This is a genomic window from Streptomyces viridochromogenes, assembly GCF_001270495.1.
GTDB classification, from domain to species: domain Bacteria; phylum Actinomycetota; class Actinomycetes; order Streptomycetales; family Streptomycetaceae; genus Streptomyces; species Streptomyces viridochromogenes_A.
The window spans coordinates 1-15189 of sequence record NZ_LGUR01000217.1 but is presented as its reverse complement, the minus strand read 5'-3'; the positions used below and the strand labels follow the sequence as shown (position 1 = coordinate 15189).

The 15189-nt window shown below is 69.3% G+C and carries 10 protein-coding genes; 3 read left to right on the top strand and 7 right to left on the bottom strand.

What is annotated here, in order from left to right:
- Window positions 1-49 precede the first annotated feature (49 nt).
- Both hemW and ADK36_RS29145 read right to left on the bottom strand, forming a co-directional pair.
- A complete protein-coding gene (gene hemW / locus ADK36_RS29150) occupies window positions 50-1282 on the bottom strand; it encodes a radical SAM family heme chaperone HemW (RefSeq protein ID WP_053199594.1) in 1233 nt (410 codons plus the stop codon).
- A gap of 42 nt (window positions 1283-1324) precedes the next feature.
- Window positions 1325-3262 (bottom strand): ATP-binding SpoIIE family protein phosphatase, encoded by a 1938-nt coding sequence (locus ADK36_RS29145; protein ID WP_048587185.1) that lies wholly within the window; start codon window positions 3260-3262, stop codon window positions 1325-1327.
- Window positions 3263-3364: 102 nt separating this feature from the next.
- On the opposite strand from ADK36_RS29145, the gene ADK36_RS29140 reads away from it, so the two are divergent.
- Both ADK36_RS29140 and ADK36_RS29135 read left to right on the top strand, forming a co-directional pair.
- Window positions 3365-7513 (top strand): HAMP domain-containing protein, encoded by a 4149-nt coding sequence (locus tag ADK36_RS29140; protein WP_199830274.1) that lies wholly within the window; start codon window positions 3365-3367, stop codon window positions 7511-7513.
- 12 nt (window positions 7514-7525) lie between these two features.
- Window positions 7526-8086 carry a response regulator gene (locus ADK36_RS29135; protein WP_048587187.1) on the top strand — a complete coding sequence of 187 codons (561 nt, stop codon included), beginning with the start codon at window positions 7526-7528 and terminating at the stop codon, window positions 8084-8086.
- 99 nt (window positions 8087-8185) lie between these two features.
- Here ADK36_RS29135 and ADK36_RS29130 read toward each other — a convergent pair whose 3' ends face one another.
- Together ADK36_RS29130 and lepA are read right to left on the bottom strand one after the other, a co-directional pair.
- On the bottom strand, window positions 8186-10060 hold the full coding sequence (locus ADK36_RS29130; RefSeq protein ID WP_048587188.1) for an AMP-dependent synthetase/ligase: 1875 nt from the start codon (window positions 10058-10060) through the stop codon (window positions 8186-8188).
- Window positions 10061-10335: 275 nt separating this feature from the next.
- A complete protein-coding gene (gene lepA / locus ADK36_RS29125; protein WP_030051094.1) occupies window positions 10336-12204 on the bottom strand; it encodes a translation elongation factor 4 in 1869 nt (622 codons plus the stop codon).
- A 238-nt stretch (window positions 12205-12442) separates the two neighbouring features.
- On the opposite strand from lepA, the gene rpsT reads away from it, so the two are divergent.
- Window positions 12443-12709 carry a 30S ribosomal protein S20 gene (rpsT, locus tag ADK36_RS29120; protein ID WP_030051093.1) on the top strand — a complete coding sequence of 89 codons (267 nt, stop codon included), beginning with the start codon at window positions 12443-12445 and terminating at the stop codon, window positions 12707-12709.
- A gap of 196 nt (window positions 12710-12905) precedes the next feature.
- Here rpsT and ADK36_RS29115 read toward each other — a convergent pair whose 3' ends face one another.
- The 3 genes from ADK36_RS29115 to holA all read right to left on the bottom strand — a co-directional run bounded on the left by ADK36_RS29115 (window position 12906) and on the right by holA (window position 14893).
- Window positions 12906-13304, bottom strand: coding sequence for a nuclear transport factor 2 family protein (locus ADK36_RS29115; protein ID WP_048587189.1), 399 nt, complete (start codon window positions 13302-13304; stop codon window positions 12906-12908).
- 95 nt (window positions 13305-13399) lie between these two features.
- Entirely contained in the window at window positions 13400-13795 is a 396-nt protein-coding gene (locus ADK36_RS29110; RefSeq protein ID WP_048587191.1) for a nuclear transport factor 2 family protein, read from the bottom strand.
- Between the two features lie 108 nt (window positions 13796-13903).
- Window positions 13904-14893 (bottom strand): DNA polymerase III subunit delta, encoded by a 990-nt coding sequence (gene holA / locus ADK36_RS29105; RefSeq protein ID WP_199830273.1) that lies wholly within the window; start codon window positions 14891-14893, stop codon window positions 13904-13906.
- Between the last annotated feature and the right edge of the window lie 296 nt (window positions 14894-15189).

Here is a 15189-nt window from a genome sequence, read left to right as displayed (position 1 = left end):
AGGTTAGGGACCGAACCGACGTTCCGCACCGATCCACCTGACCGAGCGATCAGTCCACCAAATCCCTGACTACCGCATCCGCCAGCAACCGCCCCCGCAGCGTCAGCACCGCACGCCCCTCGCCATACGGCCCCTCCTGAAGCAGCCCTTCCCCCAAGGCCCTGCGCGACGCCGCCAGCCCGTCCTCCCGCAGCAACTCCAACGCCACGCCCTCCCGCAACCGCAGCTCCAGCAGGATGCGCTCGACCCGCCTGTCCTCCTCGGACAGCAGCTCCCGCCCCGCCCCCGGCGACGTCCCCGCCGCCAGCGCCCCCGCGTACGCGCCCGGATGCTTCACGTTCCACCACCGCACCCCGCCCACGTGCGAGTGGGCGCCTGGCCCCGCGCCCCACCAGTCGGCGCCCCGCCAGTACAGCTCGTTGTGCAGACAGCGGGCCGCCTCCGACGTCGCCCAGTTGGAGACCTCGTACCAGTCGAAACCGGCCGCTGTGAACGCCTCCTCGGCGATCAGGTACCGGTCCGCGTGGACGTCGTCGTCCGTCATCGGGACCTCGCCCCGGCGGATCCGGCGGGCCAGCTGGGTGCCCTCCTCGACGATCAGGGCGTACGCCGACACGTGGTCCGGACCGGCGCCGATCGCCGCCTCCAGCGAGGCTCGCCAGTCGTCGTCCGACTCCCCCGGTGTGCCGTAGATCAGGTCCAGGTTCACGTGCTCGAAGCCCGCCGCGCGGGCCTCCGCGACGCATGCCTCGGGGCGGCCGGGGGTGTGGGTGCGGTCCAGGATCTTCAGTACGTGCTGCTTCGCGCTCTGCATGCCGAAGGAGATGCGGTTGAAGCCGCCCTGCCGCAGCGTGGCCAGATAGGCCGGGTCGACCGACTCCGGATTCGCCTCCGTGGTGATCTCCGCGTCCGGCGCCAGTCCGAACTCGTCGCGGATCGCCCCCAGCATCCGTACGAGATCGTCGGCGGCCAGCAGCGTGGGCGTACCGCCGCCGACGAAGACCGTGCGGACCTCGCGCGGGTCGTCGCCGAGGACCTTGCGGGCCAGGCGGATCTCGTCGACGAGCGTCTCGGCGTAGTTGTCGCGGGACGCCAGGACGCCGCCCGTGCCGCGCAGCTCGGTCGCCGTGTAGGTGTTGAAGTCGCAGTAGCCGCAGCGGGTCGCGCAGTACGGGACGTGCAGGTAGAAGCCGAGGGGGCGGGCGGCCGCGTCGGCGAGCGCGGACGCGGGGAGCGCGCCGTCGGCGGGGACGGGCTCGCCGTCGGGGAGTGCGGAGGGCATGGGTTCCATTGTCCAGCACGCGCGCGTACTCCCCGGAACCCGCTACTCGGCCTGCAGCACCAGCAGCGCCAGATCGTCCTCCGGCGGGCGGCCGCTGAACTCGTGCACCAGCCGCCGGATCCGTTCCGCGATCAGCTGGGCGTTCAGCCCCGAGCACCCGGCGAGGGCGGTCGCGAGGCCGTCGCCGTCGTCGAACTGGCGGGAGCCGCTGCGCCGCTCGGTCACCCCGTCGGTCACGCACAGCAGGGTGTCGCCGGAGAGCAGCTCGAAGGTCTCGCTGGTGTACGTCGCGTCCTCGATGACCCCGAGGAGGGTCTGTGGGTGCGCGGCCGTGTGGACCTCGCCGCCCGCGCCCAGCAACAGGGGGAGCGGATGTCCGGCGGAGGCGAGGGTGCAGCGGATGCCGCCGTCGAAAGGGGTGAGTTCGCCGTAGAGGAGGGACAGGAAGCGGGTCTGGGGGCCGTCGCCGGGGGCGACCGGGCCGACGAGGGCTCGGGCGGCGGCGTCGGCGGCCTCCGTGGCGTCGTCGAGGAGGAGCTGGTTGAGGCGGTCCAGGACGTCGGCGACGCGGTAGCCCTCGCGGGCGAGGAGCCGCAGCCAGGGGCGTGCGATGCCGATCACCACGGCCGCCTCGGGGCCCTTGCCCTGGACGTCGCCGATGGCGAAGCACCAGCGGCCGTCGCCGGCCGGGAAGAGGTCGTAGAAGTCGCCGCTCGGGCCGCCCTTGTCGCACGGCTCGTACACCAGGGCGCTGGCCACCCCGGGGATCTCCGCGACGGCGCCGGGCAGCAGTCCGCGTTGCAGGACCCGGCTGATGGTGGCCTGGCGGGCGTACTGGCGGGCCGCGCCGATGGCGAGGGCCACCCGGCGGCTGAGGTCCTCGACGAGCCCGGTGATCTCGTCGGGGAAGCGCATGAGGTCGGCCCGCCCGATGACCAGCGTGCCCAGCGGGCGGCCGCCGGCGACCAGGCGGTACGCGAGCGCCGTGCCGCGCACCCCGCGCGCGCCCAGCGCCTCGCCGGGCCAGGGATAGGCGACGGGCCCGGTGCGGTGGGTGTCGGGCGGAAGCGGGGGCTCCTTCTCCAGGGCGCGGCGGAGTTCCTCGATGAGGTTCTCGGAGCCGTGCCAGACGCGGGCCAGCCGGGGGCCGGTTCCCGCGGTGCCGTCCACCGCCCAGCCGCCCTCGGCCTCACCCGATCGGGGGTATCCCCACCGCCCGGCGACCTCGTCCTCCAGCCACACCGCGCACCAGTCGGCCAGCCGCGGCACGATCAGCTGGCCGGCGAGCGCGGCGACCAGGTTCTCATCGAGCTGCCCGGCGAGCAGGTCGGACGCCTCGGCGAGGAACGACAGGGCGCCCCGGTTCAGCCAGTCCCGATCCCGCTCGGCGCGCTGGGGCTCGGGCGCGAGGATCTCGGCGACGCGCAGCCCGCGCTCCAGCGCGCGCTCCTCCGCGTACGCCTCCATGTCGTCCCTGGCCGCCACCATGGGGTCTTCTGCGGGCAGCCGCGCCCAGACGGTCTTGGAGCCGGTGCGATAGGTGACGCCCCAGGACTCGGCGAGCCGGGACACCAGCCGCAGGCCGCGCCCGTACTCCGGTGTCTCGTACGGCGCCTCGATCTCGCCGTCGCGCGGGGCGCGCGAGGGGTGGTGGTCCAGGACCTCGACGACGAGGGCGCCGGTCCCGTCCTCCAGCCGGCAGGTGAGTTCGACATCGGTACCGGCGTGCACGACGGCGTTGGTGACGAGCTCGCTGACGACCACGACGGCGTCGTCGACGAGCCGGTCGGTGAGGTGTTCGGTGCCGGGGAGACCGGAGGCGGCCCATTCGGTGAGGGCGTTGCGCACGACGGTGCGGGCGGAGCCCGGGGAGAGGGCGCTGCCGGGGAGGGTGGTGCGGGTTTCCGCGCCCACGCCCCCGTGCGCAGGCGCACCAGAGGCACGGGTAACGGTCTCCCGTTGCGCCGGAATGGCCCCCATGGACAGCTCCCCGAGCGGTTCGGACGAATACGCCTCAGACGACGCCGACAGAGTGACAGACTGGCCACGCCCATAAGCACCGAGTTACCGAAGTGGGCCGCCATGAGTGATAACCGTGCTACGCGTGTGCTCGAAGACGGTCAGAAAGACGGTCAAATTCGAGCATCGGAACTACGCCCGCTGCTCGCCGCGATGACCGCGGCCCGGGACGGTGACTTCCGCAGGCTCCCGGAGACCGGCGAGGGAGTGGTGGCCGAGCTGACGGCTGTCTTCAACCAGATCATGGACCGCAGCACGCATTTCAACCGTGAAGTGCAGCGGGTCAAGCGGGAGTTGGTGCGGCACGGCCGGCTCGACGAGCGGCTCTCCGCGAGCCCCGGCCAGGGTGACTGGACGACCCGCGTCAACGACGTCAACCATGTGCTCGACGCCTTGGTGGCCCCGGCGGCGAACGCGACGCGCGTGCTGGACGCGGTGGCCGGCGGTGACCTCACCCAGCGCGTCGACCTGCACGACGGCAGCCGCCAGTTACGCGGTGACCTGCGCCGCCTCGGCCGGGCCGTGAACAAGATGGTCGACCAGCTCTCCCTGTTCACCGGCGAGGTCACCCGCGTCGCCCGCGAGGTCGGCACCGAAGGCCGGCTGGGCGGCCGGGCCAAGGTGCAGGGTCTGTCGGGAAGCTGGCGGGACGTGACGGAGGCCGTCAACACGATGGCGTCCCGGCTGACCGCCCAGGTGCGCGACATCGCCCTGGTGACCACGGCGGTGGCCCGCGGCGACCTGACCCGCACGGTCACCGTCGAGGCGACCGGCGAGCTCCTCGAACTCAAACTGACCGTCAACACGATGGTCGACCAGCTCTCCGCCTTCGCCGACGAGGTGACGCGGGTCGCCCGCGAGGTCGGCACCGAGGGCCAGCTCGGCGGGCGCGCCCAGGTGCGAGGCGTGTCCGGCGTCTGGAAGGACCTCACCGACAACGTCAACTTCATGGCGTCGAACCTGACCTCCCAGGTCCGCAACATCGCCCAGGTCACCACCGCCGTGGCCAACGGCGACCTGAGTCAGAAGATCACCGTCGACGCCCAGGGCGAGATCCTGGAACTGAAGTCGACCATCAACACGATGGTGGACCAGCTCTCCGCCTTCGCGGACGAGGTGACGCGGGTCGCCCGCGAGGTCGGCACCGAAGGCAACCTCGGCGGCCGGGCTCAGGTGCGCGGGGTGAGTGGCGTCTGGAAGGACCTCACCGACAACGTCAACTTCATGGCGGACAACCTGACCTCCCAGGTCCGCAACATCGCCCTCGTCTCCACCGCCGTGGCCCAGGGCGACCTCGGCAAGAAGATCACGGTCGAGGCGAAGGGCGAGATCCTCGAACTCAAGTCGACCATCAACACGATGGTGGACCAGCTCTCCGCCTTCGCCGACGAGGTCACCCGCGTCGCCCGCGAGGTCGGCACCGAAGGCAACCTCGGCGGTCAGGCTCAGGTGCGCGGCGTATCCGGCGTGTGGAAGGACCTCACCGACAACGTCAACTTCATGGCGCTGAACCTGACTTCCCAGGTCCGCAACATCGCCCAGGTGACGACGGCCGTGGCGAACGGCGACCTGTCGAAGAAGATCACCGTCGACGCACGCGGCGAGATCCTCGAACTCAAGGACACCGTCAACACGATGGTGCAGCAGCTGCGCGCCTTCGCCGACGAGGTCACGCGCGTCGCCCGCGAGGTCGGCACGGACGGCCGGCTCGGCGGCCGGGCACAGGTCCTGGGCGTCTCCGGCGTCTGGCGGGACCTGACCGACAACGTCAACTACATGGCCGACAACCTCACCTCACAGGTGCGGAACATCGCCCAGGTCACCACCGCCGTCGCCAACGGCGACCTCTCCAAGAAGATCGACGTGGACGCACGCGGCGAGATCCTGGAGCTGAAGACCGCCATCAACACGATGGTCGACACCCTCTCCTCCTTCTCCTCCGAGGTCACCCGAGTGGCCCGCGAGGTGGGCTCCGAGGGCCAGCTCGGCGGCCAGGCTCGGGTGGAGGGTGTGTACGGCACCTGGAAGCGCCTTACGACGAACGTGAACGAGCTGGCGTCGAACCTGACCACCCAGGTCCGCGCGATCGCCGAGGTCGCCTCCGCCGTGGCCCAGGGAGACATGTCCCGCTCGATCACCGTGGAGACGCGCGGCGAGGTCGCCGAGCTGAAGGACAACATCAACCTGATGGTGGCCAACCTGCGCGAGACGACCCGCGCCAAGGACTGGCTGGAGTCCAACCTGGCCCGTCTCGCCGCCCTGATGCAGGGCCACCGCGACCTGATGGAGGTCGCCGACCTGCTGCTGCGCGAGCTGACGCCGCTGGTCAACGCCCAGTACGGCGCGTTCTTCCTGGCCGACCCGGACGAGGAGAGCGCCGCGCTTCGGACGACCGTGCCGGCGAAGGGGCTCGCGTTCATCGCCGGGTACGGCTCGGCGCAGGGCGCGACCGTCGAGACCGGCGGGCTCCCGGTGCACGGCCTGGTCCGGCAGGCGGCCCGCGAGAAGAAGCGGATCCTCGTCGAGGAGGCCCCGCCGGACTACATCAAGATCAACAGCGGGCTCGGCGAGGCGGCCCCCACCAGTGTCGTCATCATCCCGATCCTCTTCGAGGACAAGCTCCTCGGCGTGATCGAGCTGGCGTCCTTCTCCCGCTTCTCCGATGTGCACCTGGCGTTCTTCGACCAGTTCGTGAACACCATCGCCGTCGCGATCAACACGATCATCGCCAACTCCCGTACGGAGTCCCTGCTCGGCGAGTCCCAGCGCCTCGCCATGCAGCTCCAGGAACGCTCGGACGAACTCCAGATGCAGCAGGCGGAGCTGCAGCGCTCCAACGCGGAGTTGGAGGAGAAGGCGGCGCTGCTGGCGACGTCGTCCCAGTACAAGTCGGAGTTCCTGGCGAACATGTCGCACGAGCTGCGGACGCCTTTGAACTCACTGCTGATCCTGGCGAGGCTGCTGTCGGACAACCCGGACGGCCATCTCACCGACCAGGAGGTCCAGTTCGCGACGACGATCCACCGCTCGGGCTCGGACCTCCTCCAGCTGATCAACGACATCCTGGACCTGTCGAAGATCGAGGCGGGCCGGATGGACGTACGCCCGAAGAAGCTGCCGCTCATCAAGCTGCTGGACTACGTCCACGCCACGTTCCGCCCGCTCACCCTGGACCGGGGGCTCGCCTTCGAGGTGTCGGTCGGCGAGGACGTACCGCGCGAGATGTACTCGGACGAGCAGCGCCTCCAGCAGATCCTGCGCAACCTCCTCTCCAACGCGATCAAGTTCACCGCGACGGGCAAGGTCGAGCTGCGCGTGAACCGGATGAAGGATCCCGAACGCCGCTTCGTCCTCGAAAGCGACGAGGTGATCGCCTTCGCGGTGTCCGACACGGGCATCGGTATCGCGGCGGAGAAACTCCCGGTGATCTTCGAGGCGTTCCAGCAGGCCGACGGCACGACCAACCGCAAGTACGGCGGCACCGGCCTCGGCCTGTCCATCAGCCGCGAGATCGCGGGTCTGCTGGGCGGCCGTATCGTCGCCGAGAGCGAGCCCGGCCAGGGCTCCACCTTCACGCTGTACGTCCCGGTCGTCAGCCCCGGCCACTCCGCCACCGGCCCGGTGTCCGAGAACCGCCCGCTGCCGGTACCCGAGCAGCTGTCGGCCGAGCCGTACCCGGCCGCCCACGACGCGGACGAGTCATGGCCGACGCCGACCAAGCTGGAGGCGTGGCAGACGGGCCGGGCGGGCCAGGTCCTCCCCGGCCGACGGGTGCTGATAGTGGACGACGACATCCGCAACGTCTTCGCGCTCACCCATGTGCTGGGCCGGGTCGGCATGCCGGTCCTGTACGCGGAGAACGGCCGCGAGGGCATCGAGACCCTGGAGCGCAACCCGGACGTCGAACTCGTCCTGATGGACATCATGATGCCGGAGATGGACGGATACGAGACGATCTCCGCCATCCGCCGCACCCCGCGCTGGGCGAACCTGCCCATCGTCGCGCTGACCGCGAAGGCCATGCCCGGAGACCGGGAGAAGTCCATCGCGCGGGGCGCCCACGACTACGTACCGAAACCGGTGGACGTGGATCAGCTGCTGACCGTCGTCTGCGACCTCCTGGACCCCGAGGGCGCGAAGCCGGACAACACCGCAGGACCGGGACCGGGCTCTTCCGAAGAGGAAGAGGTCCCGCCGACCATCACCGAATGAGGCCACTTCATCATGAGCGCTGAGGCAACGACCGACGAGCGTGCCGGCATCCTCCTGGTCGACGACATGGAGGACAACCTGATCGCGCTGGAGGCCGTACTGGGGTCCCTCAACGAACCGCTCGTCCGCGCGCGTTCAGGCGAGGAGGCGATGAAGGCACTGCTCCGGCAACGCTTCGCCCTGGTCCTGCTCGACGTCCGGATGCCCGGCATGGACGGCTTCGAGACCGCCGCGAACATCAAACGGCTCGACCAGACCAAGGACGTCCCGATCATCTTCCTGACCGGCGTCGAGGACGACCCCGGCTACGCCTTCCGCGGCTACGCGACGGGCGCCGCGGACTACCTGACCAAGCCGTTCGATCCATGGGTGTTACGCGCGAAGGTCTCGGTGTTCCTGGACCTGTACCGCAAGAACAGGCAGTTGGAGCACCTCCTGAGCCGCGAGCACTGCCACAGCAAGCAGCTGAGTGCTCAGTTGGCGGCCCTGGAGGACCAGCTCGCCGAGGACACACCCCTGAACCTGACGGACCTACGCGCCAGGGTCCACGAGATACGCCGACTTGTCGGTTAGGGACGCGCGTCCCGACCTGAAAGGGGCGCGGAGAACTGCGCGACCAGCCACAACGAACCGGCACTCGCACACAGATCTCCGCCACCCTCCCAGTAGGCGCTACGCCTCGCGCGTACCGGCGTACATCTCCTCGATCAGCCCCTTGTACTCCCGCTCCACAACCGGCCGCTTCAACTTCAGACTCGGCGTGATCTCCCCGTGCTCCACATCGAGATCCCGCGGCAGCAACCGGAACTTCTTGATCGTCTGCCACTTCTGAAGCCCGGCGTTGAGCTGCTTCACATAGCCGTCGACCATCTCGACGGTGGCCGGCGCGGCCACGATCTCCGCGTACGACTTCCCGGCCAGCCCGTTCTCCTCGGCCCACACCAGAATCGAGGGCTCGTCCAGCGCGATCAGCGCCGTGCAGAAGTTCCGGTCGGCGCCGTGCACCAGGATGTTGGAGACGTACGGGCACACCGCCTTGAACTGCCCCTCGACCTCGGCCGGCGCGATGTACTTGCCGCCCGACGTCTTGATGAGGTCCTTCTTGCGGTCGGTGATGCGCAGGTACCCGTCGGGGGACAGCTCGCCGATGTCACCGGTGTGGAACCAGCCGTCGCTCTCCAGCACCTCGGCGGTCTTGTCGGGCAGCCCGTGGTAGCCCTCCATGATGCCGGGGCCCCGCAGCAGGATCTCCCCGTCATCGGCGATACGGACCTCCGTGCCGGGCAGCGGCTTGCCGACCGTGCCGGTGCGGTAGGCCTCACCGGGGTTCACGAAGGACGCTGCCGAGGACTCCGTGAGGCCGTAGCCCTCCAGGATGTGGATGCCGGCGCCGGCGAAGAAGTAGCCGATCTCCGGGGAGAGGGCGGCGCTGCCGGACACACAGGCACGCAGGTTGCCGCCGAAGGCCTCGCGGATCTTGGCGTACACCAGTGTGTCGGCGACCTTGTGCTTGGCGGCGAGACCGAAGGGCGCGGAGTGCGTGCCGGTGCGCCGGAAGTTGTCCTGGGTGACCTTGGCGTACTCGCGGGAGACCTCGGCCGCCCACTGGAAGATCTTGTACTTGGCGCCGCCGCCCGCGCGGGCCTTGGCGGCGACCCCGTTGTAGACCTTCTCGAAGATGCGCGGGACGGCCGCCATGTACGTCGGCTGCACGACCGGCAGATTCTCGATGATCTTGTCGACACGACCGTCGACGGCGGTGACGTGCCCGACCTCGATCTGGCCGGACGTCAGCACCTTGCCGAAGACGTGCGCGAGCGGCAGCCACAGGTACTGCACGTCCTCCGCGCCGACCAGGCCCGTCGCGGCGATCGCCTTCGCCATGTACGACCAGTTGTCGTGCGGCAGCCGCACACCCTTGGGGCGGCCGGTGGTGCCGGAGGTGTAGATCAGGGTGGCCAGCTGGTCCTTGGTGATCGCGCCGACCCGCTGCCTGATCAGCTCGGGGTCCTTCTCCAGCCGGGCCGCGCCGCGCTTCTCCAGCTCGTCCAGGGTGAGGATCCAGTCGGCGGTCTCGACACCGGCCGGGTCGATCACGACGACATGCGTCAGGTTCGGCAGCTCGGCGCGCTTCTCCTGCGCCTTGGCCAGCTGGGACGCGTCCTCGGCGATGAGGACCCGGCTCGCGGAGTCGGAGAGGATGAACGCCGACTCCTCGGCGTTGGTCTGCGGATAGACGGTGGTCGTCGCCGCGCCGGCGCACATGATGCCCAGGTCGGCCAGTATCCACTCGATCCGGGTCGAGGAGGCGAGGGCCACCCGCTGCTCGGGCTCGACGCCCAGCTCGATGAGTCCGGCCGCGATCGCGTAGACCCGCTCGGCGGCCTGCGCCCAGCTCAGCGACTTCCACTCGTCCGGACCCTCACCGGAGGCCGGTGCCACTGGATGGCGATACGCCTCGGCGTCCGGTGTGGCCGCCACACGCTCCAGGAAGAGGGTCGCCACGCTCGGCGGACGGTTCTCGATCAGTGTCTGTGTGTCGCTCACGACATCCTCCGGGGGCCCGCGACTGTGCGGCTGGCTCAACAGCCGGCTGGTGCGGCCGGCTCATTAGGGCAGGTCTTCACTCGCGTGCCGTTGTTTAACTCGCGAGTAACTATCGAGCAGGGATCAGAGTAAAGGTCGACCGGCCGCCGCGTAAGGGTCCGCGGCCTGTCACTTCAACCAGAGAACTACCCCCTGTACGCGCGGAGGCCCGCCGCACTTGCGCACGACGAGCCCCTGTTGCACCGGTTTGCCGGGCCACCGCCTGTTACCAGCGGTTACTTCTTGCCCTTGCCCGACCCCGCGCTGTCATCACTGCTCAGTACGGCGATGAAGGCCTCCTGCGGAACCTCCACGGAACCCACCATCTTCATCCGCTTCTTGCCTTCCTTCTGCTTCTCCAGCAGCTTGCGCTTACGGGAGATGTCGCCGCCGTAGCACTTGGCGAGGACGTCCTTGCGGATGGCGCGGATGGTCTCGCGGGCGATGACGCGGGAGCCGATGGCGGCCTGGATCGGCACCTCGAAGGCCTGCCGCGGGATGAGCTCGCGCAGCTTGGCGACGAGCCGCACACCGTACGCGTACGCCGCGTCCTTGTGCGTGATCGCGGAGAACGCGTCCACCTTGTCGCCATGCAGCAGGATGTCGACCTTGACCAGGCTGGAGGTCTGCTCGCCCGTGGGCTCGTAGTCCAGCGACGCGTAACCACGCGTCTTCGACTTCAGCTGGTCGAAGAAGTCGAAGACGATCTCCGCGAGCGGCAGCGTGTAGCGGATCTCGACGCGGTCCTCGGACAGGTAGTCCATGCCGAGCAGGGTGCCGCGCCGGGTCTGGCACAGCTCCATGATCGAGCCGATGAACTCGGTCGGGGCGAGGATCGTGGCGCGTACGACGGGCTCGTACACCTCGTTGATCTTGCCCTCGGGGAACTCGCTCGGGTTGGTGACGGTGTGCTCGGTGCCGTCCTCCATGACCACCCGGTAGACCACGTTGGGTGCGGTGGCGATGAGGTCGAGCCCGAACTCGCGCTCCAGCCGCTCCCGGATCACGTCGAGGTGCAGCAGACCGAGGAAGCCGACGCGGAAGCCGAAGCCGAGGGCGGCGGAGGTCTCCGGCTCGTAGACCAGCGCGGCGTCGTTGAGCTGGAGCTTGTCCAGGGCCTCGCGCAGCTCGGGGTAGTCGGAGCCGTCCAGCGGATAGAGCCCGGAGAAGACCATGGGCTTCGGGTCCTTGTAGCCCCCGAGCGCCTCCGTGGCCCCCTTGTGCTGGCTGGTGACCGTGTCACCGACCTTGGACTGGCGGACGTCCTTCACACCGGTGATGAGGTAACCCACCTCACCGACGCCGAGGCCGTCGGCGCCCAGCATCTCGGGCGAGTTCGTGCCGATCTCCAGCAGCTCGTGGGTGGCGCCCGTCGACATCATCTTGATGCGCTCGCGCTTGTTGAGCTGGCCGTCGATGACACGGACGTACGTCACGACACCGCGGTAGGAGTCGTAGACCGAGTCGAAGATCATCGCGCGGGCGGGGGCGTCCTTGACGCCGACCGGCGCCGGGACCTCCTTGACCACCTTGTCGAGCAGCGCGTCGACGCCGACACCGGTCTTGGCGGAGACCCGCAGCACGTCGCTCGGGTCGCAGCCGACCAGGTTGGCGAGCTCCTCGGCGAACTTCTCGGGCTGCGCGGCCGGCAGGTCGATCTTGTTCAGCACGGGGATGATCGTGAGGTCGTTCTCCATCGCCAGGTAGAGGTTGGCGAGGGTCTGGGCCTCGATGCCCTGGGCGGCGTCGACGAGGAGGATGGTCCCCTCGCAGGCGGCGAGCGACCGCGAGACCTCGTAGGTGAAGTCGACGTGCCCCGGGGTGTCGATCATGTTGAGGATGTGCGTATTGCCGGGTTCGTGGGTGGGAGCCCACGGCAGCCGCACCGCCTGGGACTTGATCGTGATGCCGCGCTCGCGCTCGATGTCCATCCGGTCGAGATACTGAGCACGCATCTGCCGCTGCTCGACCACACCGGTCAGCTGGAGCATCCGGTCGGCGAGGGTGGACTTGCCGTGGTCGATGTGCGCGATGATGCAGAAATTGCGGATCAGAGCCGGGTCGGTACGGCTCGGCTCGGGCACATTGTTAGGGGTCGCGGGCACGCAGGGTCCTGTCTCTTGAGGCGCCTTATGCCTCGGGTCGGATCGATACGTAGGTTCCATGGTCCCACGGGCGGCGACCGGGGACCGTTTTGGGCCGTCCGCTGGGCCACTGGTAGTCTGGGTCGCTGTGTCTCATGCCCTCTCAGCACGAGGCACATCCTCAAGAAATCACCTGGCACGGGACCCGGTCTCCTTGTGAGACTCCTGGCCCCGTGCCTGAACCTGAAAAGGCTCATTCGTGGCGAACATCAAGTCCCAGATCAAGCGGATCAAGACCAACGAGAAGGCTCGGCTGCGCAACAAGGCCGTCAAGTCCTCCCTGAAGACCGCGGTCCGCAAGGCCCGTGAGGCCGCTGCCGCGGGTGACGTCGAGAAGGCCACCGAGTACCAGCGCGCTGCCGCGCGTCAGCTCGACAAGGCCGTCTCCAAGGGCGTCATCCACAAGAACCAGGCCGCCAACAAGAAGTCGGCGCTTGCTTCGAAGGTCGCTTCCCTCAAGGGCTGACACCTTTCTGATCTGACCGCCGGAGGGAATCGAGCGGGCCCTCTCTCATCCGCTCCCGTCCGGCACCACGAGCCTGTACGCGGCCTGCGTTCGCCACGCGGGTACGGGCTCAGCAGCTTCAACCGAAGGCCCCGGCGCCTCGTCCTTCCCCAGGGCGGGAGCCGGGGCCTTCGGCATGCCCGCGTTCAGAGCCGCGTCAGGTCCAGAAGTCGTTGGCCTTGTCGATATCCGCGAGGCACTCGTCGAGATCGGTGATCTTGTCACCGACGATCCGGAAGACGATGCCGCCGTTCTCCTCGATGTGCTTGGAGCCCCGGTCAGCGGTGAAGCGGTGCACGGACATGGCGTGCCCGCGGCCGTCGACGAAGATGTCGCGCAGCTCGACCTGGAACGACCCGCCCGTCTCCGAGTAGAGCCGTCCGTAGTACCCGTCGAGAATCGAGTCGATCCCCTTGAAGTCCCCCGAGAGCGGGTGGGAGCCGGGCACGTGGTGCGTACAGTCCCCGGTCATCATGGAGCGCAGGGTTTCCATGTCTCCACGCTGGAAGGCTTCGTAGCCCTTGCGGACGAGCTGTGCGTGCGGGTGTTCAGCCATGGCGATTGCCACCTCTCCATCGCATGGGTGCGTTACGGCTGATACCCCTGATTGTCCTCTGCGGCGGGGGGAAGGCCAGTGGATCACGGCCAGGGTCACGACCAGAAGTCGTTGAGCTTGTCGAGGTCGTCGAAGCACTCGTCGAGGTCGGTGGCCTTGTCCCCGACGATCCTGAAGACGATGCCTCCGGTCAGCTCGACGCGCTTGCCCCCGCGTTCGGCGGTGGTGTGGTGCAGGGTCATCACATGGCCGCGGCCGTCGACGAGGATGTGCCGCAGCTCCACGGTCATCGTCCCGTTCGTCTCCTCGAAGAACCGTCGGAACACGTCGAGGATCGCGTCCTGCCCCTTGTAGTCGCCGGACAGCGAATGGCTGCCGGGGAAGTGGTAGGTGCAGTCCCCCGCCAGCAGTCCACGCAGGGCGTCCAGATCACCGCGTGCGAAGGCTTCGTAGCCCTTGCGGACGAGCGATGCGTGCGGGTGTTCAGCCATGACCATCGCCACCTCTCATCGCCTCGGCGATTACGGCTGACCAGACCGATTCTCCTCTCCCCCGCCTCCCAGTCGACTCGATCACGGAGCCGACGCGGAGCCGACGCGCTACGCCCGCCCTCTCGATCGCGCCGCCCGCGCGATGGCCACGACCGCCTTCTCCAACGCGTACTCGGGGTCGTCCCCGCCGCCCTTCACCCCGGCGTCGGCCTCGGCGACCGCCCGCAACGCCATCGCCACTCCGTCGGGCGTCCACCCGCGCATCTGCTGCCGCACACGGTCGATCTTCCAGGGCGGCATGCCCAGCTCGCGCGCGAGGTCCGCGGGACGGCCGCCGCGCGCGGAGGAGAGCTTCCCGATGGCTCGGACGCCCTGGGCGAGCGCGCTGGTGATCAGGACGGGCGCCACGCCCGTCGCCAGCGACCACCGCAGCGCCTCCAGCGCCTCCGCGGCCCGCCCCTCGACCGCCCGGTCGGCGACGGTGAAGCTCGACGCCTCGGCGCGACCGGTGTAGTACCGCCCGACGACGGCCTCGTCGATGGTCCCCTCCACATCGGCGACCAGCTGACTCACCGCGGACGCCAGCTCCCGCAGATCGCTCCCGATGGCATCGACCAGCGCCTGACATGCCTCGGGCGTCGCGGACCGCCCGGTCGCCCGGAACTCGCTCCGCACGAACGCCAGCCGGTCCGCCGGCTTGGTCATCTTCGGGCACGCCACCTCCCGCGCCCCCGCCTTGCGCGCCACGTCGAGCAGCTTCTTGCCCTTGACCCCACCTGCGTGCACCAGGACGAGCGTGATCTCCTCGGCCGGCGCCCCCAGATACGCCGTCACGTCCTTGATCGTGTCGGCCGACAGATCCTGCGCATTGCGCACGACCACGACCTTGCGCTCCGCGAACAGCGAGGGACTGGTCAACTCGGCCAGCGTGCCGGGCTGCAACTGCTCCGGGGTCAGGTCCCGCACGTCCGTATCGGCATCGGCGGCCCGGGCGGCAACCACCACCTCCCGCACAGCACGGTCGAGCAGCAGCTCCTCCTGACCCACGGCAAGGGTCAAAGGGGCGAGGGGATCGTCGTTCGCACTCTTCCTGGCCATCCCGACAAGCATGGCACGGGCCACTGACAGTCGGTGCCGACGGGAATGTCGGGCGGGGTGCGGAGGCCCGGGGGAGGAAGGGGAGGCGGTGCGCTGGGCGGGGTGCCGGGTGCCGGGGTCAAGTACTGGAGTACCGGAGCTGGGCGCTGGGGCCGGGTGCCGGAGCGCCCGAGTGCCGGGTGCCCGAATGCCGGGTGCCCGAATACCGGGTGCCGGATGCCGGGTGCCGGGTGCCGGGTGCCGGGTGCCGGGGTGCCGGGTGCCGGGTGCCGGGGTGCCGGGCAGGCTACGGCTCC